Source organism: Paenibacillus sp. Soil522, from assembly GCF_001428245.1.
In the GTDB taxonomy this organism is placed as follows: Bacteria; Bacillota; Bacilli; order Paenibacillales; family Paenibacillaceae; genus Pristimantibacillus.
Genome location: NZ_LMRV01000066.1, coordinates 116,930 through 137,722 on the forward strand (window position 1 = coordinate 116,930; position 20,793 = coordinate 137,722).

18 protein-coding genes and 2 tRNA genes are annotated in these 20,793 nt (G+C 45.2%); 15 read left to right on the top strand and 5 right to left on the bottom strand.

The window, feature by feature from the left end; genetic code table 11:
* Positions 1-205 precede the first annotated feature (205 nt).
* From ASG81_RS21650 to ASG81_RS21660, 3 genes are all read left to right on the top strand, one after another.
* Positions 206-1,525, top strand: a complete 1,320-nt coding sequence (locus ASG81_RS21650) for a hemolysin family protein (RefSeq protein WP_056639135.1) — start codon at positions 206-208, stop codon at positions 1,523-1,525.
* A 201-nt stretch (positions 1,526-1,726) separates the two neighbouring features.
* Positions 1,727-1,802 (top strand) — tRNA-Thr (locus ASG81_RS21655).
* A gap of 9 nt (positions 1,803-1,811) precedes the next feature.
* Positions 1,812-1,888 (top strand) — tRNA-Pro (locus ASG81_RS21660).
* Between the two features lie 66 nt (positions 1,889-1,954).
* Here the strand turns inward: ASG81_RS21660 and ASG81_RS21665 are convergent.
* Positions 1,955-3,334, bottom strand: a complete 1,380-nt coding sequence (locus tag ASG81_RS21665; RefSeq protein ID WP_056639139.1) for a M48 family metallopeptidase — start codon at positions 3,332-3,334, stop codon at positions 1,955-1,957.
* Positions 3,335-3,948: 614 nt separating this feature from the next.
* Here ASG81_RS21665 and ASG81_RS21670 point away from each other — a divergent pair.
* The 5 genes from ASG81_RS21670 (at position 3,949) to ASG81_RS21690 (ending at position 9,629) form a co-directional block, all read left to right on the top strand.
* Positions 3,949-4,944, top strand: coding sequence for a substrate-binding domain-containing protein (locus tag ASG81_RS21670; protein ID WP_056639142.1), 996 nt, complete (start codon positions 3,949-3,951; stop codon positions 4,942-4,944).
* On the top strand, positions 4,941-6,404 hold the full coding sequence (locus tag ASG81_RS21675; protein ID WP_056639145.1) for a sensor histidine kinase: 1,464 nt from the start codon (positions 4,941-4,943) through the stop codon (positions 6,402-6,404). Before ASG81_RS21670 ends, ASG81_RS21675 begins: the two co-directional genes overlap by 4 nt.
* A complete protein-coding gene (locus ASG81_RS21680; RefSeq protein ID WP_056639148.1) occupies positions 6,379-7,722 on the top strand; it encodes a response regulator transcription factor in 1,344 nt (447 codons plus the stop codon). Before ASG81_RS21675 ends, ASG81_RS21680 begins: the two co-directional genes overlap by 26 nt.
* A 223-nt stretch (positions 7,723-7,945) precedes the next feature.
* Complete coding sequence (locus ASG81_RS21685; protein WP_056639151.1) at positions 7,946-9,367, top strand: sugar porter family MFS transporter; 1,422 nt, start codon at positions 7,946-7,948, stop codon at positions 9,365-9,367.
* A 52-nt stretch (positions 9,368-9,419) separates the two neighbouring features.
* Entirely contained in the window at positions 9,420-9,629 is a 210-nt protein-coding gene (locus ASG81_RS21690; protein WP_056639154.1) for a YrzA family protein, read from the top strand.
* Between the two features lie 55 nt (positions 9,630-9,684).
* Here ASG81_RS21690 and ASG81_RS21695 read toward each other — a convergent pair whose 3' ends face one another.
* Entirely contained in the window at positions 9,685-11,142 is a 1,458-nt protein-coding gene (locus ASG81_RS21695; RefSeq protein WP_056639158.1) for an amidase family protein, read from the bottom strand.
* A 256-nt stretch (positions 11,143-11,398) separates the two neighbouring features.
* On the opposite strand from ASG81_RS21695, the gene ASG81_RS21700 reads away from it, so the two are divergent.
* The 7 genes from ASG81_RS21700 to ASG81_RS21730 all read left to right on the top strand — a co-directional run bounded on the left by ASG81_RS21700 (position 11,399) and on the right by ASG81_RS21730 (position 17,861).
* Positions 11,399-11,722, top strand: a complete 324-nt coding sequence (locus ASG81_RS21700) for an ArsR/SmtB family transcription factor (protein ID WP_056639160.1) — start codon at positions 11,399-11,401, stop codon at positions 11,720-11,722.
* Positions 11,723-11,815: 93 nt separating this feature from the next.
* Positions 11,816-13,108 carry an arsenic transporter gene (locus ASG81_RS21705; protein ID WP_056639162.1) on the top strand — a complete coding sequence of 431 codons (1,293 nt, stop codon included), beginning with the start codon at positions 11,816-11,818 and terminating at the stop codon, positions 13,106-13,108.
* 25 nt (positions 13,109-13,133) lie between these two features.
* A complete protein-coding gene (gene arsC, locus ASG81_RS21710; protein WP_056639165.1) occupies positions 13,134-13,556 on the top strand; it encodes an arsenate reductase (thioredoxin) in 423 nt (140 codons plus the stop codon).
* A 1-nt stretch (position 13,557) separates the two neighbouring features.
* Positions 13,558-14,034, top strand: coding sequence for an ArsI/CadI family heavy metal resistance metalloenzyme (locus ASG81_RS21715; RefSeq protein WP_056639168.1), 477 nt, complete (start codon positions 13,558-13,560; stop codon positions 14,032-14,034).
* A 28-nt stretch (positions 14,035-14,062) separates the two neighbouring features.
* A complete protein-coding gene (locus tag ASG81_RS21720) occupies positions 14,063-14,506 on the top strand; it encodes a protein-tyrosine phosphatase family protein (RefSeq protein WP_056639169.1) in 444 nt (147 codons plus the stop codon).
* Positions 14,507-14,624: 118 nt separating this feature from the next.
* The gene (gene corA / locus ASG81_RS21725) at positions 14,625-15,575 is read left to right on the top strand and encodes a magnesium/cobalt transporter CorA (protein ID WP_056639172.1); all 951 of its coding nucleotides are present in this window, start codon (positions 14,625-14,627) and stop codon (positions 15,573-15,575) included.
* 30 nt (positions 15,576-15,605) lie between these two features.
* Complete coding sequence (locus ASG81_RS21730; protein WP_268795809.1) at positions 15,606-17,861, top strand: heavy metal translocating P-type ATPase; 2,256 nt, start codon at positions 15,606-15,608, stop codon at positions 17,859-17,861.
* Between the two features lie 114 nt (positions 17,862-17,975).
* Here the strand turns inward: ASG81_RS21730 and tatC are convergent, their stop codons facing one another.
* The 3 genes from tatC to ASG81_RS21745 form a co-directional block, all read right to left on the bottom strand.
* On the bottom strand, positions 17,976-18,713 hold the full coding sequence (gene tatC, locus ASG81_RS21735) for a twin-arginine translocase subunit TatC (protein ID WP_056639178.1): 738 nt from the start codon (positions 18,711-18,713) through the stop codon (positions 17,976-17,978).
* Position 18,714: 1 nt separating this feature from the next.
* Positions 18,715-18,930: a twin-arginine translocase TatA/TatE family subunit gene (gene tatA / locus ASG81_RS21740; RefSeq protein WP_056639183.1), complete on the bottom strand. Its 216-nt coding sequence runs from the start codon at positions 18,928-18,930 to the stop codon at positions 18,715-18,717.
* Between the two features lie 74 nt (positions 18,931-19,004).
* Positions 19,005-20,666, bottom strand: coding sequence for a PhoX family protein (locus tag ASG81_RS21745; RefSeq protein WP_056639395.1), 1,662 nt, complete (start codon positions 20,664-20,666; stop codon positions 19,005-19,007).
* Between the last annotated feature and the right edge of the window lie 127 nt (positions 20,667-20,793).

Sequence of the window (20,793 nt, forward strand, 5' to 3'; positions counted from 1 at the left end):
TGAACTCATCATATGCCGGAGAATGACGCTTGTAAAGGCTCGAAAATCAATGAGAATAAGCTTTTCCATCTCATTAAATCGCTCTAAAAGGGCGTAAAAGGCTGTTACCGTTACATATGGCGTTTGTCATAACCTGTAATCATTCGTTATAGTAGATCATAAGAATACAAAAAATATAAATATAAAAGGGTAGTGAGAAACGAAAATGGGTATAGGATTCAATTTATTCATGATTGCTCTTCTTATTTTATTAACTGCTTTTTTCGTCGCAACGGAGTTCGCCATTATCAGACTTCGCTCCAGTCGGATCGATCAGTTAGTGCTTGAGGGCCGGAAGAACGCGCTTGCCGTTCAACGGGTTACGAGTAATCTGGATGCCTACTTGTCAGCATGCCAATTAGGTATTACCATCACAGCGCTCGGGCTGGGCTGGCTAGGGGAACCAACGGTTGAAAAAATGCTTTTACCCTTATTTGAACATTTTGCGTTAAACGATGACATTAGTCATATTCTATCCTTCTTGATTGCATTTCTTTCAATAACCTTTCTTCATGTCGTCGTCGGCGAGCTTGCGCCAAAAACATGGGCCATTCAAAAAGCTGAATTTATTAGCTTTCTTGCAGCAAGACCGATTATGTTATTCCACAAGTTTTTATATCCTTTCATTTGGTTACTTAACGGCTCGGCTAACGCATTAGTCCGCTTGTTCGGCCTAAAGCCTGCGACTGAGCATGAGGAAGCGCATTCGGAAGAAGAAATCCAAATTATTCTTAACGAAAGCTACCAAAGCGGAAAGATTAACAATACAGAGTATGGATACGTAAGCCGCATTTTCGCCTTTGACGAATTGTTGGCCAAAGAAATTATGGTGCCCCGCACCGATATGATTTGCTTGTACACAAACAAATCGTTGGCAGAGAACATGGAAATTATTCGCAAGGAACAATATACGCGTTTCCCTGTCGCTCTTGAAAGCAAGGACAACATCGTCGGTATGATCAATACGAAGCAGCTTTTCCTTGAATATGAAACAGACCGCGAATTAGACTTCAAAAAGCTCGTACATCCGGTATTGAGCGTGTCTGAGGTTACTCCCGTAAAAATGCTGCTGAAACGGATGCAATTGGAACGCGTACACATCGCCATTCTTGTTGATGAATACGGCGGCACCTCCGGCCTTATTACGATCGAAGATATATTGGAAGAGATCGTCGGTGAAATTCGCGATGAATTCGATGCTGATGAACGCAAGGAAATCGAACAGCTTGCAGATAATTGCTACCTGCTGGACGGTAAAGTTTCGCTTAGCGAGCTTAGCGACCTGACCGGCATGAATTTCGAGGAAGAGGATGTCGATACAGTCGGCGGCTGGTTGTACAGCCAAGTGACTGATCCGAAGCCTGGTAAAGAGCATTTCTTCGAGAAATATAAGTTTATTATCCGCGAAACAAGCAAAAACCGGATTCGCAAGGTCGAAATGCTCATTCAGCAAACGGAAGCGGCAGTCGAGGGCGAAACAGCTTAAATTTAATATCATATGATGAAGAAGCCCTTGCATATCGTAAGGGCTTCTCATTTTGCAGGGCGCTTCCGGAGCCTTTAAAGGAATCGGGTGCAAGCACGATTTTTATTTCAATCATTCTTTTTTAAAAAAAATTTAAAAAAACACTTGCAATAGATTAGAATTCTGTGCAATAATACATCTTGTGTTTAACGAAAACCACGTGCCGTTGTAGCTCAATTGGTAGAGCAACTGACTTGTAATCAGTAGGTTGGGGGTTCAAGTCCTCTCGACGGCACCACTTTTTTAACGGGACGTAGCTCAGCTTGGTAGAGCACCTGGTTTGGGACCAGGGGGTCGCATGTTCAAATCGTGTCGTCCCGACCATTAAACACACCATTAATGATTGAATATACATAGAAGAAAGAAGCTTGATCGCTCAAGCTTCTTTTTTTATATTTGATCTCCTTTTTCTCGCAGCAGCTCAGCTATTTCCTCATATCCGTACTCTAACGCATATTCCCCTGCCGTATAGCCCGCATCATCGTATTTCAAAGGATTAGCCCCTGCTTCCAGCAATAGCTTCGTCGACTCCATGTCACCGCCCGATGCCGCTGTCATTAATGGTGTCCATCCGGAACTATCCTGCAAATCGGGATTGGCCCCTTCCTCAAGCAGCAGCGCGACTATATCAAGGCTGCCATTATATAATGCGACCGTCAGTGCCGTCTCTTCATTGCTCTGCTCAACCGAATTCAGGTCAGCTCCCGCTTCTACCAAAGCTCTGCCAATCTCCGTTTCATTATATTGAGCAGCCCACATGAGCGCCGTCCACCCTTCCTCGTCCGTTACATTAGGATCGATGCCGGCTGCCAGTATCGATCGCACTCGCTCCAAATCTGCATCCGAGGCTGCTCCGAGCAGATCATTATCCGTTTGCGTTTCCGAGAGGTAATTCATAATGGTATCGATCGATTTAGAGAAGATGATGCCGGCAGAAACCGATCCGACGATAACCAGCACTGCGACTAGAGCAATTACCAGTCCTATCCGGGATGACTTAAAGACGATACTTGATGAGATGCCGGCAAACTGCTGAATCGCATGTATACGCTTCGGCAAGGGCGGATGCGTTGAAAGCTTCTCTGCCAGCCAGACAAAAAATCCTTTTTCATAGCTGCTCTGCAATAAATATTGTTCACGGTCAACATGTTTATACAGCGTTTTCCCAATCGCCAACACCGTTAGACCATTCATCGCGGCTTCAGCATCATCGATAAAATAGGCTGCCATGCGATCGCATGTATATTCGCAAGCGCGTGAATACGCCTCTCCAATAAACGGAAACCATAAAGCCGGAATGATCAGCAGCCGTTTCGTCAAATGATTGCGTTTGATGTGGGCGAGCTCATGCGCAATAACAAAGGACAACTCCTTCTCGCCGCCCGTTTGAATCATTTCGAACAAGTCAGAATAAAGGACAACCATATTCCGGCCAAAGAAACGCGAGGCGAATGCATTCAGTATGCCGCTTGATTCCATGACATATATGTCCGGCACGACTGCAAAGCCCATTCTGGCGCACTGCTCCTGCGCGATGGCGAACACCTCAGGGAACTGCTGAGGCGTAATACGCACGCCGTTTGTGCGAATGCTTGCCAGTATGATCGCCTGAGCGAATAAAGGCAGAAGAAACAGCACAGGAATGATGAAAATAAAAATAATTGAAAGAAACAGTCCAATATAAACGAAAATGCTAAAAATAAGCGCAAGCGCAAAATAACGATCCTCTTTCTTATGTATCAGCGACGGATCTAAATAGCTATAACTCAATGAACAGCATCCCCTTCAGAAAACAATACCTACATTATACACGATTATCCAAGCTTATTGTATCGCTTATCCCCTAAGAGATAAGTTGTATTTTTTCTTAACGATGCGGGAAATTAAAAACAAAAAGGCTCCTCGGCTTACTGGCCAAGGAGCATGATTTGATAATATTTCAAACGATTGTCAGCCCGTCCGAAGATCTACTGATCTGCTTCATCCCACTTTTTGGAATAAGCCTTCTTTGTAATCCATAACGTCATCCAAGTGAGCAGCACGACGAGAATGCCCGCAAAAATCCACACCCCTACAGGAACGTTCATCTATATGTCCCCCCCTTCTTCTTCTTCTTCTTCTTCTATTTTATAAGATCGTATGGGCTTATTTTCACATAAACCGTTAACAAATTCGTAACTTTTCTATTATAGTAAATCAACTTGGACTAGGTAAACCATTATTCGAACAAAAGCTGGTCCATACTGGACAAGCAGTGAATACGAAGCCAGCAAGAAATAGAGGCCGTAAAGCTTAAATCCCGCTAATTCGAGCCATAACTTTTGATTATAAGAGGGTTCTTGTATAATCATTCATATAAATGGATGCTTAGAGGGAGCTGCAGCATGTCCAATCGGAAATGGAATATCGGAATCGCGATCCTATTTATTATATTTGCCAGCTTGCTGCTGAGCTTTTTACTGTCTACGATCCGTATTCGTGAGCTTCTCCAGCCCATCCTGTCCGATGAAACCAGCCAGGAAGCGGCCCGTCATGTCATACTGATCGCCCAGGAGCTGGAAAATCCTTATTGGCGCTCGATAGAGCAAGGAGCTCGGGAGGCATCGGCCAAATACGGGATGCAGCTTGAGTATGCCGGACCGCTGCGCATAAATCCGGATGAGCAAATCAAGCTGCTTGAGAAAGCTATCGCAGCCAAAGCGGATGCGGTGCTGGTGCAAGGAATCAACGACCCGCAGTACGTGGACTTAATTGATCAAGCGGTTAGCCAAGGCATTGCAATCATTACCGTTGATACAGATGAACCAGACAGCCGGCGACTGTCTTATGTAGGTACAGATAACCTGGATGCCGGGAAAGTAATGGGTGGGCTAGTTGCCAAAGCAGCGGGAAAACGGGGCAGCGTCGCCGTTTTGATCGGGAACGAGCAGGCGCCTAATCAACAGCTTAGACTAAAGGGCTTACGCACGGTGATCGGGCAGTATCCCGAGCTGTCTCTCGTTGATGTCCGTTCATCGAATATTTCCCGTCTTCAGGCTGCGGGAGCAGCGGAGGAGCTGCTGATCCAATATCCGCATATTGATTTCATGGTCGGGTTAAGCGCCTTGGACGGTATTGGCATAGCCGAGGCCGCCGAGCGAATTCAGCGGAGCGGCATAAAAATCTTTGCATTTGACGCGTTGGAAGAAACGCTTACGCATATCCGCAGCGGTAAAATCAACTCGACAATCGTCCAGCAGCCCTATGATATGGGTTATGAAGCGGTATCCCAGCTGAATAATCACTTCCGCGGCGAGACGCTTCCCGGGCGGCATTTTACGAAGATCAATATCCTTGACCAGCATACATTAATAAACGAGACTGGAGAAACGAGCCCATGACAATTCGTACGAAGCTGCTCATTTTTATCCCGCTGCTCGTTCTTTTAGTTAATTTCGTCACCTTCTTTTTATTTCAAAGCGGAAAACTGGTGCAGCAAAGCTATAATCAAATGATGGACCGTCTATTGTTATACAAGCAGTCCTCGCAAACCGTTGAAGGCAACTTAGGGGCGCTTCATAACTATTTGCTTAATCCGGACGACAGCAACAACGAGCTGTTCAAGCAAAGCCGCAATAAGTTAATGGAGCTGCGTGCTCTGCTTGATGATCATTCGAACGCCTCCCTCCGCTCATCAGCGGTCACGAGCTACAATCATATGCTGGATTCGTTCCTCGAGCAGGAGCAAGCCGCCTTCGCGGCCGTAACGGAAGAAACCTCGAGAGCTTCGCTGGCGCATTACGAGAAAGCAGAGAAAATCGCCAGCTTCATTCGGGAGAACGGGCAGCAGCTCGTCGATATGGAACTTGGCATCTATCAACCGATCTATAAACAAATTCAAGCTGAAAATGAGCGTATGTACCTTCTTGGAGCCGCCGTTTTCATCACGAACACGCTGATGAGCATTTTGCTTGCCATATGGATTTCACGCAGCATTACCGGTCCCGTTAGCAGGCTTGTCTCGCGTGCCAGACAAATATCCAAAGGCCAATTACATCAAAGTGACCGTCAGAACAGATCCAGTGACAGATCAAGTGATGAACTGGGTCTATTGTCCGGCGCATTCGAGCAAATGTCGAGCGACCTGCTCGTATTGATCGAGAAGGATAAAGAAAGCTTAAAGAAGGACAAGCTCGTCAAGGAATTGGAGCTTCAAGCGCTGCAAAGCCAGATTAATCCTCATTTTCTGTTCAATACGCTCAATGTCTTGTCCAAGCTGGCTCTCCTTGAAGGAGCCGAGAAGACAAGCGATCTGATCGTATCGATGTCCAATCTGCTTAGATACAATTTACGCAATCTGGAGCAGCCGGTAACGCTGAAGGACGAGGTTGAACATGTGAAGGAATACTTCATCATTCAGCAGGCCCGCTTTCGCGACCGTATTCGGCTCGAGATGGAGATTGACCAGTCGGCTCTGCAGCAGCCCATACCTGCGCTTACGCTTCAGCCCATCATCGAAAATGCTTTTTTGCATGGCATTGAAAGCATGGAGCAAGGCGCTGTCATACGTCTGGAAATATCGCAAAGCACGACTGGCGTTCGTATCTCCCTATCAGATAACGGAAGCGGGATGACTGACGAGGTCCGTAAGTCGCTGTTGCGGCTAGAGTCCGGATCTGACAAAAAGAAGTCTACGGGACTTGGCACAAAAAACGTGTTTAAGCGTCTTCAATTGTTTTATGGCGTTAATGAGCTGGTCGATATCGAAAGCGAGCTGGGCAAAGGAACGAAGGTCACGATTCGGATTCCCCCAAGAAAGGAAGGTGAGCGCATCCATGTACCGACTGTTGATCGCGGATGACGAGGCGCTTGAGCGCGAAGGACTGGAATGGATCATTCAGCGGATGCTGCCAAATACATTCCAGATTATTCATGCCGAAAACGGACGTGTCGCTATAGAACGGGCAGAAGAGCATCGTCCGCATATCGTGCTGATGGATGTCAATATGCCGGGCATTCAAGGCTTAGAGGCCATACGGGAAATTAAACATAAATTGCCGGATACGAAATTCGTCATGGTGACAGCTTATGATTATTTTGCTTACGCCAAGGAAGCGCTCTCGCTTGGCGTGAAGGAGTATCTCGTCAAGCCTGCCAAGCGCGAGCAGGTCATACATACGCTCGAGCAGCTCATACAGGAGCTTGAACTGGAAAAAAAGAAGCGTTCGGATGAACTGGAGCTCAGGCATAAGCTATCCCAGCTGCTGCCGTTAGCGGAAAACGAGCTGGCGATGATGTTTATGGTCGATAATATTACCTATACCGATATCGAGCAATTATCGGAATGGCTTAACTTTCCACTCGAGCATGGGTGTGCAATCGTAATCGCTTTCCCCGATCGCGTAAAAACGGATAACAAGCAAAAAATTTACGATACGATAAGAGGCTTTGCCAAAACTTATGTTTCGACCAGCATTGTCAGCTCTCTAATCGACCGCCATATGGCGATCTTCATCAACAAAGCGCCTTCGCTATCCGCCGCGGATTGGAAAGAAGCTGCTACCATATTCGGAGAAGAACTATGCGCGACAGCAGCAAGGCAGCTGGAGGTCGAAATCTTAATCGGTATCGGCCAGACTCGCACAGGCGTTGAAGGATTGCGAAAATCTTATTTTGAAGCGGTATTCGCTTCCAACTACTTCGAGCAATACGGGAAGGTGTGCCATTTCGACGAACTAAAGCAAGGGACCGGCCATTCCGTGTACAATCAGGAGAAGCAGCCTGCGATTACGGAAGCCATTCCCGAAGCTTACGTCCTCTCAGCCATGCAGCGTATCCGTGAACAGCGCGAGCAGCAAACCCAAACGGTTCTGGACCGCGCGAAAAATTACATTCAGGGGCGATATACGGAGGACCTCTCACTCGAAGAAGTTGCGGACTCAGTACACCTTAATCCCCACTATTTCAGCAAAATATTTAAGCAGCAGGTTGGTACGACATTTATTGATTATGTTACATCCCTCCGGATCGATAAGGCGAAAGCTTTGATGGCGACGGGACAGCTAAGCTTGAAGGAAGTTTGCTTCGAGGTCGGTTATAATGATCCGAACTACTTTAGCCGCGTCTTCAAGAAAGTGACCGGGGTTACTCCCTCCGATTACCGGGGTCAAACGAAATAAGCAATAATTGTAAGGTCCATGTCGCTTTGACATGGACTTTTTTGTGATCAAATGGACAACATAATGCTAATCTCCCCTAATTGTAACACTCTGCGCCAATAGTCCGAAATTAATGCGGGAACAACTCTGATTAATGAAGGTGTTTGCGCGCGAACCCGCTCGTTTTGCGTGATATAATGAAAATCACTTTAATACAGGATGGGATTAGAGAGGAGAAGCGCAAATGGGAATACCCTACAAAAATGAACAAGTAAGCATGAAATTTGTGACGCTTGTTTCCATCGTATCCGCTCTTGGCGGATTATTATTCGGCTTCGATACAGCGGTTGTATCGGGTGCTGTCGGCTTTATGGAGGATCGGTTCGACTTATCTAAGCTGCAGGTAGGATGGGCCGTTTCAAGCTTAATCATCGGCTGTATTGTTGGAGCTGCCATGTCAGGTATTTTGGGAGATCGCTTCGGACGCAAAAAAGTATTAATTACGGCAGCCATTTTGTTTATTATTAGCTCGATTGGCACTGCCATACCTGAAAGCTTTTCCGGATTTATTATTGCCCGTATTATTGGAGGAATCGGAATCGGCATAACATCCACGCTATGTCCGCTCTACAATGCCGAGATTGCTCCCGCGAAATACCGCGGCAGGCTTGTTGCACTCAACCAGCTCGCAATCGTTAGCGGAATCTTTCTTACGTACTTCGTTAATTTGTGGATTTCCGGCTCGGGCGATGAAGCTTGGGGCGTAGCCTCCGCTTGGCGCTGGATGTTTGGCGTTGGCGCTGTTCCCGGCTTGCTGTTCTTAATCCTTCTCTTCTTCGTTCCTGAGAGCCCTAGATGGCTAATCAAGCAAGGAAGAGCAGCGGAATCTCTGCCCATTTTATTGAAAATTCATGGCGAGGAGCTTGCCAAAAAAGAAGTCGTCGACATTAAGCAATCCTTCGAGGAAGAAAGCGGTTCTATCCGTCAGCTTTTCAATCCCGGTCTTCGAATAGCTTTGCTCGTTGGTGTCGGATTGGCTGTTCTTCAGCAGGTTACTGGCATTAATGCTGTCATGTATTATGCCCCTGAAATATTCAAAGCAACGGGTTCCGGCACGAATTCTTCACTTATTCAGACCATATTGGTTGGCTTCATCAACTTCGTGTTCACTATTGTGGCCTTGTGGCTCATTGATAAAGTAGGACGTAAAGTGCTGCTCCTCGTTGGTTCGGCTTCGATGGCCATATGCCTGCTGGTCATCGGCTTCGCTTTCCATACCGGACATGCCGCCGGTCCGCTTGTGCTTGTCTTTATTTTACTCTATGTCGCTTCTTTTGCGATATCGCTTGGTCCGGTCGTATGGGTCATCATATCTGAAATATTCCCGAACCGTATCCGCGGAAAAGCGACGGCGATTGCCGCTATGATGCTTTGGGCAGCGGATTATCTGGTTTCGCAAACATTTCCGCCATTGCTTAGCTCCGCAGGTCCTGCATCTACGTTTTGGATTTATGGCAGCATGGCCTTGATCGCCCTTGTGTTCACCTGGCGCGTTGTTCCGGAAACAAAGGGTAAATCGCTAGAAGAAATTGAATCTTTATGGTCTTCTAAAAATGAGGATTCAGCTTCCGTTGTCCCCAAACTTGACGCTATGAAACAGCACTAGCTCCAAGGTATAATAGGTTTATACAAATAACCTATGCCTAGGAGATAATCAAATGGAATTCCGGTTAGATTTAATTGAAAACAAGATCGAATTTTTTGAAGCTTACGATTTGAAAACGCTGGAGCAAAAGATCAACCAGCAAATCGAAAATAATAAAGGTTTGCTGCTAGAGGTGTTCCACGTCAGTCATCATGCCGTATTTAATCCCAAAATTGAAAAAATGCTTTATAGCGCGGTTGTTCACTTTAAAGCAAAGAGATAGCCTGCTCCGCAATAAAAACCTCCTGACATAAGTCGGGAGGTTTTTTACTAGGCTCCTAAATGAAACTTTTTAATGAAGGCGGCCGCCGGACCCTGCTGTGCTGCTCATAGGAATAAGCCAGCTTAATGAGCATTGGCTCTTCATACGCTCTCGCGGCGAATGTGACGCCAAACGGCACACCTTTAGCGGTATAGCCTGCTGGAACGACAATGGATGGATAACCTGCACGGGAAGTAATTCTTGCTCCAAAATCAGCTGGAAATAGCAGCGCATCCAGCTGATGCTCTTCCATGGTGGCATCGATTCCTTCGTCCTTGCACAATTTGAGATCGGCGGCGCGATTGCGAAGGTACGGGATCTCGGTATGCGTGCCCGAAGTCGTTGTTTCGGCAAGCAGCAGCGTTGATTGTCCGTACTTTAGCGTTTCGATCGGATGCTCGTTATTAAAGGCGATGATATCCGTAAGCGTACGAATTTTGGCGCCGGAAGGCAGCTTGGCTAAGTAAGCGTTCAGCGAGGATTTAAACTCATTGAGCACAACCGAAGAATATACGATTTGCCGTGCGGTCCGAACATCTGCCGGGTCTACGATAACCGCGCCATGCTTTCTCATCAGTTCCACTGCCCCGTTAAATATCGCGAGCTGTTCATCCGTCAATTCCTCAAAGAAATAGTCTCTCGGAATGCCGATCCGCGCTCCCTCCAGTCCCTTCGGATCGAGAAATACGCTGTAATCCTTTTGCTTTCGCCAATACCCCGCACCCATAGCCGCATCACTAGAATCATGAGCCGCAATAGCGTTCAATACGAGAGTCGCATCCGTTACCGTTCTTGCCATCGGGCCTGCCGTGTCCTGGCTGTTCGAGAGCGGCAAAATGCCCGATCGGCTCACAAGCCCGACAGTCGGCTTAATTCCAACGGTCGAGCTCAGGTTGCCCGGGTTCAATATCGAGCCCGATGTTTCTGTACCGATTGAAACCATGCAAAAATTACACGCCACAGCCACTCCCGAGCCTGCACTCGACCCGCCTGTCGGCGTTGAAATGTTGTAAGGATTGAGAACTTGTCCGCCGCGGGAACTATATCCGGACGGCATGCCTTCTGTCATGAAGTTGGCAAACTCCGTCATATTCGCTTTTCCTAAAATAACGGCTCCCGCTTCCCGGAGCTTCTTCACGATAAAAGCATCTTCTCCCGCGTAGGAGTTAGCAAGCGCTAGCGAACCAGCGCTGGTAGGCATATGATCGCCCGTATTAATATTATCCTTGAGCAGGATCGGAATGCCATGCAGCGGACCTCTTGGACCTTGAACAGCTCGCTCGCTGTCTAAAGCAGCGGCCATAAATAATGCATCGGGATTAAGCGCAAGCACCGAATTGATCGTCAGGCCGTCCTTGTCATGATTTGCGATTCGGTCAAAATAGAACAGCACAAGCTCATGAGACGTGAGCCCGCCTGATTCCAATGCTGCTTGAATGGACGAGATTGTTGCTTCTACGATTTCCATGCCCATATAACCCCTCATATGACCCGAATGTATGCTATAGCTGTATGAGCCTAGTATATACTATTTAATGGTAAAGGGCATCAACACCCTCCGTATCGTTCCTATTAATGTTACTTGCATGCTGCAGTACAATATTTTCAATTTTTATATATAAGTTTATACGCATATAACACTTTACTTATATAATCAGTTATGTATAATTGTTAACGGAAGGTGTGATCCTAGTTGCATCCAAATGAACAATTTATGAAAGGGCGATTGCATGAGTCAACCGATACCGATAGAAGATCTGGCCGAGACAATAAAGCTGTTGTCTGACAAAACTCGCTTAACCATTCTTGCTCTCCTTAAGGAGAAAGAAATGTGCGTATGCGATATTGTAGCCATTCTTGAAACGACACAGCCCAATGTAAGCCAGCATTTGAGAAAATTAAAAGTCGGCGGTCTCGTAAATGAGACTAGACGCGCACAATGGATTTATTATTCACTAAATGTTGATGATAAACCGTATCTTCATGGCATCGTGGAAGTACTCCCTTCTATGAAAGAACAGTTAAACAAATGGAGTCCTGGATGCTGCAATTAATATTTTCGATTACGAAGTTAGTTTTGCTACCACAAAACTTAAGCTCATGCTTACGAAGTTAGTTTTGCTACCACAAAACTTTAAGGAGGAATTATGTTAGTCGTCGCATCCCTTATTTTTATTATCACATTGATATTTGTCATCTGGCAGCCTAAAGGCTTGAACATCGGCTACTCGGCTGCCGGCGGCGCGATACTGGCTCTTCTGTTTGGCGTTGTTGATTTCAATGACGTGTGGGACGTAACCGGAATCGTCTGGAACGCAACATTAGCTTTTGTCGCTGTCATTCTTATCTCTCTTATTCTGGATGAGATCGGATTCTTCGAATGGTCTGCTCTCCATATGGCACGCTTTGCCAAAGGAAACGGATACCTGATGTTTTCCTATGTTGTACTACTTGGAGCAGCGGTAGCCGCTTTTTTTGCCAATGATGGCGCTGCACTCATTCTCACTCCCATTGTTCTTGCGATGGTCAGAGCCTTAAAATTCGATGACCGTATGATCCTTCCATTTATTATGGCAAGCGGGTTCATCTCGGATACGGCTTCCTTACCGCTCGTTGTAAGCAATTTGGTCAATATTGTTTCATCCGATTTCTTTGGTATTGGATTCGCCGAGTATGCGAGCCGGATGATTATGCCAAACTTCTTTGCGGTTGGTGCGAGCCTCCTTGTTTTGTTCCTGTTTTTCAGAAGGAGTATTCCGCAGCAGTATGACCTCAATCAACTGAAGCAGCCTCGAGAAGCGATAAAAGATATGCGTTTGTTTAAGTTATCTTGGGTTGTTTTAGCGGTACTATTGGCAGCTTATCTGTTTAGTGAATTCGCGAATATACCAGTCTCCATTATCGCAGGCATAGCTGCTATCGTCTTCATTATCGCAGCACGCAGAAGCGCGGCCATCCATACAGGCGCTGTCATTAAAGGAGCACCGTGGTCCGTTGTGGTGTTTTCCATCGGGATGTATGTCGTCGTATACGGTCTTCGGAACGTTGGCCTTACCGATCAGCTAGGCACCGTGTTCCAATGGACAGCGGATCAAGGATTATTTATAGCAACGGTCGGAGCAGGTTTCATTGCCGCCATCCTCTCTTCGCTTATGAATAACATGCCTACCGTTATGATTGACGCCTTGGCCATTCAAGGCACAAGTACAGAAGGTGTACTTCGAGAGGCGCTTATTTACGCAAATGTCATCGGTTCCGATTTAGGCCCTAAAATTACGCCGATCGGATCTCTGGCGACTTTACTTTGGCTGCATGTGCTGTCCAAAAAAGGCGTGAAAATTACGTGGGGCTATTATTTTAAAATCGGAATTGTGCTGACGCTGCCTGTTCTGTTTATTACGCTTGTTGGACTTTACCTGTGGTTAAGCATAATACATTAAACGAATTTCAAAGGAGACAAACAAAATGGAAAAGAAACTGGTTTACTTCTTATGTACGGGTAACTCTTGCCGGAGTCAAATGGCGGATGGCTTTCTGAATGCTCTCGGCAGTGAACAGTATGAAGTAAAAAGCGCCGGGCTGGAAGCCCATGGCTTGAATCCGAGAGCGGTTCAAGTGATGAAAGAAGCAGGCGTCGATATTAGCCAAAACTCTTCGAATGTCATTGATCCTGAAATTTTAAATCGTGCTCATTTTGTCATAACCCTTTGCGGCCATGCCGACGAGCACTGCCCTGTCATCTCCAATCCGAATGTTGTGAAATGGCATTGGGGCTTCGAAGATCCGGCAAAAGCGACAGGCAACGAGGACGAAATTATGGTTCAGTTCCGCAACGTTCGCGATTCTATTAAGGCGCGTATCGAGAAGTTTGTGAAAGAAGGACAATAATATGGCGGGCATCAAAAGAATGCATGTTGCAGTCAACTGCTCTGATTTGGAAAAGTCACTGGCCTTCTATCGCCAATTTTTCGGAATAGAACCTACGAAAGTAAAGGAAAATTACGCTAAGTTCGAATTAGATAATCCGGCACTTCACTTTTCATTAAACGTACGCCCCTTTGATAAAAACGGTGTACTTAATCATCTCGGATTCCAAGTGGATAATACGGAAGATGTTCTGGCTATGGGGGAACGTTTAAGACAGGCAGATCTTCTGCTGATCGATGAAATGAATACAACTTGCTGCTATGCTGTCCAAGATAAAGTATGGGTTTATGATCCGGACGGTAACGCATGGGAGATTTTCTGCACCAAAGAAGATTCGGAGTTTGAATCGGCTGGCGACCAGCGTGATCTTTCGTTATGCTGTGCTCCTCCTTCCGCACCTGTGCAAGTGGAGTTTACATCGTTCAGAAAATCAAAGTAAGCTTATGATACAAAAGGAGAATGATCTAATGAGCAAAAATTATCATGCCCTAATACCAGGTTATGTGTTTATGGGCGGGGCCAATGACGTACAGTCCATAGTCGATAACGAAGGCGTTAAAGTTGTTGTCGATCTGCGTGAAGAGGCAGAGCAATGCGCTGCAGTTGGCGAAGGGTTGAAATGGATCAAAGTGCCCTTGGGAGACGAAGCGAGCGAACCACAAGAACAGCTGCTGCAAACGGCAATTGAAGCCGTAACAGCTGCCTATAAAAATGGTGAAAAGGTAGCTTTTCACTGCGGTGGCGGTAAAGGCCGTACAGGAACAGTCGCTTACGGAACACTCCTCGAGCTGGGCCTAGCCGGGACCATTGAAGATGCTGAGCAGCAAGCCCAAAGGATTCGTTCCATCTTGAACATTAAGCCCGCGCAGCGAAAATCATTGGAAGACTTATATAATAGTAACAACTCATAACGAATCAACCCCATTTGCTTTCGAGTAAATGGGGTTTTTTAGATTGCTATACATTTGGATGAATAATCATAAATGCTATAATAACCTTAATCAGGATTTCAAATGAGGATGGTGTACTGTGCTTCGAACAATTGCTGTAACCAATGACTTGAAAGTGATCACTGATATTTCCATACCCGAACATACTGATTCAAACATAAAATGGTTTTGGGTTGATTTCACTACTCCAACAGATGAAGAAATAAAATTATTGGAAACCCATTTCCGCTTTCACCCCTTAGCTATTGAAGATTGTCTCCACTTGTTACAGCGCCCAAAATTAGACCATTATGAAGATAATAACTTTTTTGTCCTGCACGCCATTAATCAAAAAACGTTGCAAGCTGAAGAAATTGATTTATTTATAGGCAGAAACTTCGTGGTTTCATTCCATTTGCTCAAAAGCAGAGAAGTCGATGACGCCTGGAGCCGCTTAATTGAACAAAAAAATTTATCGGAAAAAGGTCATATTTATGCTGCTTACACCATCATGGACAAATTGGTTGACAACTATTTTCCGTCTTTGTATCAAATAGAAGATCAATTAAATGAAATAGAAAGCAATGTTAATAACGAAAGCATTGAAAAATTAATGGAGGCCGTTTTCGATATCCGCTCTAATTTGATCAAACTCCGAAAAACCGTTTTACCTATGAGGGACCTTCTTTACCGAGTACTTAATTCAGAAAAAATTGATGGAGTTAAAGAGCAATTGGTTTACTTTACCGATATTTACGACCATTTGCTTAAGCTTTCCGAAATGATTGAATCTAATCGAGAAATGACGGCAGATATGAGGGACAGCTACATTTCAATAAATTCAAACCGAATGAATACTATTATGAAGACACTAACCGTTATGACATCCATTTTTATTCCCTTAACCTTTATTGCGAGCATTTATGGAATGAATTTCGAGTACATGCCGGAACTTACTTGGCGTTGGGGTTATTTTGGGGTATTAGGGGTTTTGTTAGTAGTCGGGTCTATCATGTTATTTGGGTTATGGTGTAAGGGTTGGTTTAGATAAATAAGAATGCAAAGTCGAGGTGCAGAATACATGAGCGATGAGGTCGATAAACCAAAATTTAAAAAAACGCTAACCTTAGTTAAAGCTGCTTCAGACAAGGCTTGTCAAGATGGCTGCTGCGAGACACCAAACACTAGGCTTCCTGGAGACGTTGAACAATCGGGTCATTCGCTGGAACCCCTTGAGAAGAAAGCGAATTTTCTTACCTACCACATTGAGGGTATGGATTGCAGTTCTTGTGCCAAGACCATTGAAAACCATTTAAATACGGTTCCCTCTGTCAAAAGTGTAACTGTCAATTTTTCTACGGGAAAGGCAAAAATTGAACATGGAAACAGCGCGGAAGAAATAATAAAAGAAGTTCAAAATGCAGGTTATAAAGCGAGGTTGGTCTCAAATAAAACAGCAAACATCGTTCAAAGGCCATCTAAATCAGGAGCCAATCTTCTTGTGCTATCAGGAGCGTTATTATTGCTTGGTTTTCTCGGTTCCTTCAGCGATGTATCCTCGTTCATGATAAACATGCTTTATTTAGCATCGATTGTTATCGGCGGTTATAAACCAGCCAAAAGCACATTTTATGCGATCAAAAGCCGTTCATTGGATATGAATGTGCTAATGACAGCTGCTGTCATCGGAGCAGCTGCTATTGGTCAATGGCTGGAGGGCGCTACGGTCGTTTGGTTATTTGCGCTAGGCAACGTTCTGCAAACCAGATCCATCGAGAAAACACGGAATTCAATACGAAACTTAATCGATCTTGCTCCGCCAGATGCTTGGGTCAAAATCGGAGACGATATAATCAGAAAATCCGTAGAAGAGATCTCTGTCGGACAAATCATGATTGTAAAACCTGGAGACAAAATCCCGCTTGACGGAGAAGTGATCAATGGCGAATCAACTGTCAACCAGGCTCCCATCACTGGGGAGTCAATTCCTGTTGATAAGATCGTTGGTGATCAAGTATTCGCAGGAACGATCAACGAACACGGGTTGCTTGACATAAAGGTTACCAAGCTAGTCGAAGATACCACCATTGCAAAAATCATTCACTTGGTTGAAGAAGCCCAAGAGCAAAAAGCACCCACGCAGGCATTTGTCGATAAATTCGCCCGCTTGTATACACCTATTGTGTTTGTGCTCGCTCTTGTGGTTATGATCCTCCCTCCTCTTATTCATTTCGGGGATTGGGGAGAATGGTTTTACAAAGGCTTGGAACTCCTTGTAGTGGCATGTCCCTGCGCGCTCGTCATCTCCACGCCCGTTGCTATTGTTTCTGCTATCGGAAACGCGGCCAAAAATGGTGTTCTAATTAAAGGCGGTGCTTTTTTAGAGGTCGCAGGCAAGATTTCTGCCGTAGCGTTTGATAAAACCGGCACCCTTACCGAAGGGAAACCTAAGGTAACGGGGGTCATATCTCTTGGAAATTTGGAGCATGACGTTTTATCAATCGCGCGAACATTGGAAGAGTATTCTACTCATCCCATCGCGAAAGCCATAGTCGACCACGCATGTGACAAAGCGGTCCCCCTTTTAAAGGGCGAACAATTTCGGAACATTGTCGGTAAAGGTATCCATGCAGTGATCGGCGTAACCGAATATTTTGCTGGAAACCTGAGATTGTTTCAAGATCTAAAAACACCTCTTGATCAGGCAGAATCGCTTATAACCTCTTTGCAGCAAGAAGGAAATACGCTTGTCCTAGTTGGAACTAAAGAGAAGCTGATCGGAATAATCACGGTTGCAGACACGGTTCGTGAGAGCGCAGTAAATGCCCTCAAGCATTTAAAACAAGCAGGAATCAACGATATTGTCATGCTCACAGGCGATAATGAAGGAACAGCCAAAAAAGTAGCCGCCCAAACGGGGATCACCCGATATTTCGCAGAGCTGCTGCCCGAAGATAAGGTCAAAGCCATTCGAAAGCTTCAAAATGAAGGTAACATCGTTGCGATGGTTGGCGATGGCATTAATGACGCCCCCGCTCTAGCAACGGCTGATCTTGGCATTGCTATGGGCGGAGCAGGAACAGACACTGCAATGGAAACAGCCGATGTTGTTTTGATGGCCGACAGCTTGGAGAAGCTGCCGCATACCGTAAAGTTAAGCCGTAAAGCTCTGAGGATCATCAAACAGAACATTTGGTTTTCAATTGTTGTGAAACTTGCTGCTCTGATTCTTATCTTTCCCGACATTCTTACCTTATGGATCGCAGTTCTGAGTGATACGGGCGCCGCTTTACTTGTTATTCTGAACAGTATGAGATTATTAAAAATCAAAAGGTAAGCGGAATGCTAAGCGACAGCGATATATTTATTCATTTCGATCAGCCCTTTTCATCTATGCTTAGGAAGTAGCAAAGGGGGTCACTATAGTGACCCCCTTTCATGCTGATTAAACTTAAGCATTCGCATTAAGCTCATTTTGCATTTTAAGTTGATTGCGGTATACGAATTTCGAAATCGTAATGCTAATTTCATATAGCAAGAAAAGCGGAACGATTACAATTACATCTGACAGTATATCCGGGGGGGTGATTGTGACCGCAACAATAACAAGAATAAAGTAAGCCAGTTTGCGTGCCTTTGCTAGTCGGTGCGGGTTCAAAATCCCGAGTTTCGTAAGGAACATAACAACCGCCGGCATTTCAAACAATAGGCCAAACGGGACTGTCATATGGATCATGAATGTAAAATATTTTTCGGCTGTATACATAGCGGCAAAATCATTAGCTGCCATTTCATTCATAAAATGAAGAACCATTGGGAACAAAATGAAATAACCAAAAAATATTCCAAGTAAAAACAAAAAAGTGATGCTTGGTATAAAAAGCAAAGTAGCTCGTTGAGCTTGCTCCGGCACTGCGGGTTGAACAAACTTCCATGTTTGATAAGCAGCCACAGGAAGTGTTACCGCAATGGCAACCACACCTGCAATCATGAAATATACCCACATGACATCAGATGGACCAAGTATGACCAGCTTTTGGTCCATATCTCTTACAAGCCACTGGTAAATATCACGTACGTAGATGAATGCCGCTACCATGGATACCAAAAAAGCGATGAGGGTACGTATGATACGGGCTCTCATTTCTTCCAAATGTCCAAGTAAATTCTGTTCGTTTTGATTTTTCATATTACTTATTTAGAAGGACGCTTTCCTGTCCCGTCTCAGGTTCTTTCTTCTTCTCCTCGTCCTCGCCATTTACAAGACCGCGTGTAGCGCCTTTAAATTCACTTAAAGTACGTCCAAAAGCTCTACCGAGTTCCGGCAGCTTAGACGGTCCGAAAATAATCAGGGCAATGATAAGAATCAAAACTAAACCGCCAATTCCAATGTTATTAAAAGGCATAATCAGTCATCTCCTAGAGGATAGTATTCAGCCACGGAGATAATTCGTGGCTGATCATAAAGAATAAGTTCTAATTAGCCCAGTTTAAATCCACTGATCGCAACTACGCCGCAGCGTGCTATCTTATCGCCAAAACGATGTGGCCAAGTGCTTGTCGGGTTGTTCAGATCTGTTGTCATTTCGCCAGGATGCTGTACGGAAAGGAAAAGCGTCTGTTCATCCGGCGTGAAAAATGGGCCTGTCAGCTCGGCATCAACCGGTCCGGACGCGAATTGCAGCGCAGTACCTTTACCGGCACCGCTAGTCGGGATTACAAACAGGCCGTTATTCATGAAGGACTTGTAAACGCCTTTATTATGGCTGCTTGTCGAAATATCTGTAACTACCCAGAGATTACCATTTGAATCAAATGCCAAGTTATCAGGGGAACTGAATCCGGATTGTCTGCCGCCGGCAGCAAAAATCTCAAAATCGAATTCGACCGATCCTAAATCATTGCCGGCTTCGAAGATGCGGGTGATATGACCATGGATATTGCCATGTATATCGTTGTTCGTATGACAGATGAAGACCGTGTTATCAAACGGAGAAATTTCAATATCCTCCGGACGGTCAGTCGGTGTGCCTCCTACGAGCAGGGCTGCTTCATGGCAGAAAGTTACGACATCGGCTTGTGATTGGAACTTTTTAAGAAGATCTTCTTTTGTTCCGGAAATTCCATAAGGGTTTTTGTACTTTTCATTGGATAGTACCTTTTTTACTCCTTCGATCGTAACAGGAAGCCATTTACCCGATTTCAGGTTTGCAACATACAGCGTTCCTTCTTCAAGCAACGCAGAGTTGGAACGGCCTTTTAATTTATCGTATCTGCCTTTACTTACGAATTTATATACGCAAGCGTCTTTCTTGTCATCGCCCATATATACGACAACGCGGCCGTCTGCAGCTATACCCATAGCGGTATTCTCATGATTAAATCGACCAAGAGCAGTATGCTTTTTAAGGTAAGACTGATCAAAAGGATCAACTTCAACTACCCAGCCGTAATGCGTATCAGGCAATTTGGCGGTAGCTGCAGTATCAGCGTAGTTCTCTTCGCATGAGAGAACCGTGTTCCACAACGTTACGCCCCCGGAACAATTCGCAAACGTTCCAATTGCAGTCGTTGCGTTGCCAAGTGCAGTGGACCCTTTTGCCGGACCTGTAAAATCAAATTTTGTCATTCCATTAATCCGGCGCGCATATTTAGAAGATGTATCCATTTTCCAAGCCCCGTCCTCGTCACGGTATACCTCAATGACGGACATTCCCTGATAGTAGAGATCTTTTTGAATCTGGTCAGCTGTCATTTTACCGTCAACAACTGTGCCCAGAGAGAAGATGTTTGTATATTCGTGATTGGTTACAAGCAGTCCGTGCGTATTTGAACCTTTGATCGGAAAGTAAGCGTTATAGTCGGCCCCTTGACCGAACTTTTCACCCGCTTTGTTAATAACGTCGTCAAAAGCCGCGACTACATCATATTTGAAGTTTTTCGGAAGAACCAGCTTATCTTCTTTAGAAGGTTGAATCGGATCGAAGTACCCGCTAACTTTGTTTGTTTTGAAACCAAACAGGTGGTCAGCTGTTGATGACATTGCGGAAGCTTTTCCATCCAAAGCGCCTAATCCTGCGGATGCTGCTGCTAAAGCTGCTGCCCCGGTTCCAAGAAAAGACAGAAACGTTTTACGATCCATGTTCTTATTCAAAGTGTCCACTCCCCGATATGAAATTGCCTTCGAGGACAAGCATAATCGAAGAGTGTAAACACCATGTCAGCCCGATATTTAGTTACTGTAAATCCATTAAATTACAATATAATAG

What these genes read in the sequence shown, in the direction of transcription:
- ASG81_RS21715 (WP_056639168.1), top strand. Translation starts at nt 13,558, where the DNA reads ATGGCGGGCATCAAAAGAATGCATGTTGCAGTCAACTGCTCTGATTTG.
- ASG81_RS21730 (WP_268795809.1), top strand. Translation starts at nt 15,606, where the DNA reads ATGAGCGATGAGGTCGATAAACCAAAATTTAAAAAAACGCTAACCTTA.
- ASG81_RS21720 (WP_056639169.1), top strand. Translation starts at nt 14,063, where the DNA reads ATGAGCAAAAATTATCATGCCCTAATACCAGGTTATGTGTTTATGGGC.
- ASG81_RS21745 (WP_056639395.1), bottom strand. Translation starts at nt 20,666, where the DNA reads ATGGATCGTAAAACGTTTCTGTCTTTTCTTGGAACCGGGGCAGCAGCT.
- tatA (WP_056639183.1), bottom strand. Translation starts at nt 18,930, where the DNA reads ATGCCTTTTAATAACATTGGAATTGGCGGTTTAGTTTTGATTCTTATC.
- ASG81_RS21685 (WP_056639151.1), top strand. Translation starts at nt 7,946, where the DNA reads ATGGGAATACCCTACAAAAATGAACAAGTAAGCATGAAATTTGTGACG.
- ASG81_RS21705 (WP_056639162.1), top strand. Translation starts at nt 11,816, where the DNA reads ATGTTAGTCGTCGCATCCCTTATTTTTATTATCACATTGATATTTGTC.
- ASG81_RS21680 (WP_056639148.1), top strand. Translation starts at nt 6,379, where the DNA reads ATGTACCGACTGTTGATCGCGGATGACGAGGCGCTTGAGCGCGAAGGA.
- arsC (WP_056639165.1), top strand. Translation starts at nt 13,134, where the DNA reads ATGGAAAAGAAACTGGTTTACTTCTTATGTACGGGTAACTCTTGCCGG.
- ASG81_RS21690 (WP_056639154.1), top strand. Translation starts at nt 9,420, where the DNA reads ATGGAATTCCGGTTAGATTTAATTGAAAACAAGATCGAATTTTTTGAA.
- ASG81_RS21695 (WP_056639158.1), bottom strand. Translation starts at nt 11,142, where the DNA reads ATGGGCATGGAAATCGTAGAAGCAACAATCTCGTCCATTCAAGCAGCA.
- ASG81_RS21650 (WP_056639135.1), top strand. Translation starts at nt 206, where the DNA reads ATGGGTATAGGATTCAATTTATTCATGATTGCTCTTCTTATTTTATTA.
- ASG81_RS21675 (WP_056639145.1), top strand. Translation starts at nt 4,941, where the DNA reads ATGACAATTCGTACGAAGCTGCTCATTTTTATCCCGCTGCTCGTTCTT.
- tatC (WP_056639178.1), bottom strand. Translation starts at nt 18,713, where the DNA reads ATGAAAAATCAAAACGAACAGAATTTACTTGGACATTTGGAAGAAATG.
- ASG81_RS21670 (WP_056639142.1), top strand. Translation starts at nt 3,949, where the DNA reads ATGTCCAATCGGAAATGGAATATCGGAATCGCGATCCTATTTATTATA.
- ASG81_RS21700 (WP_056639160.1), top strand. Translation starts at nt 11,399, where the DNA reads ATGAGTCAACCGATACCGATAGAAGATCTGGCCGAGACAATAAAGCTG.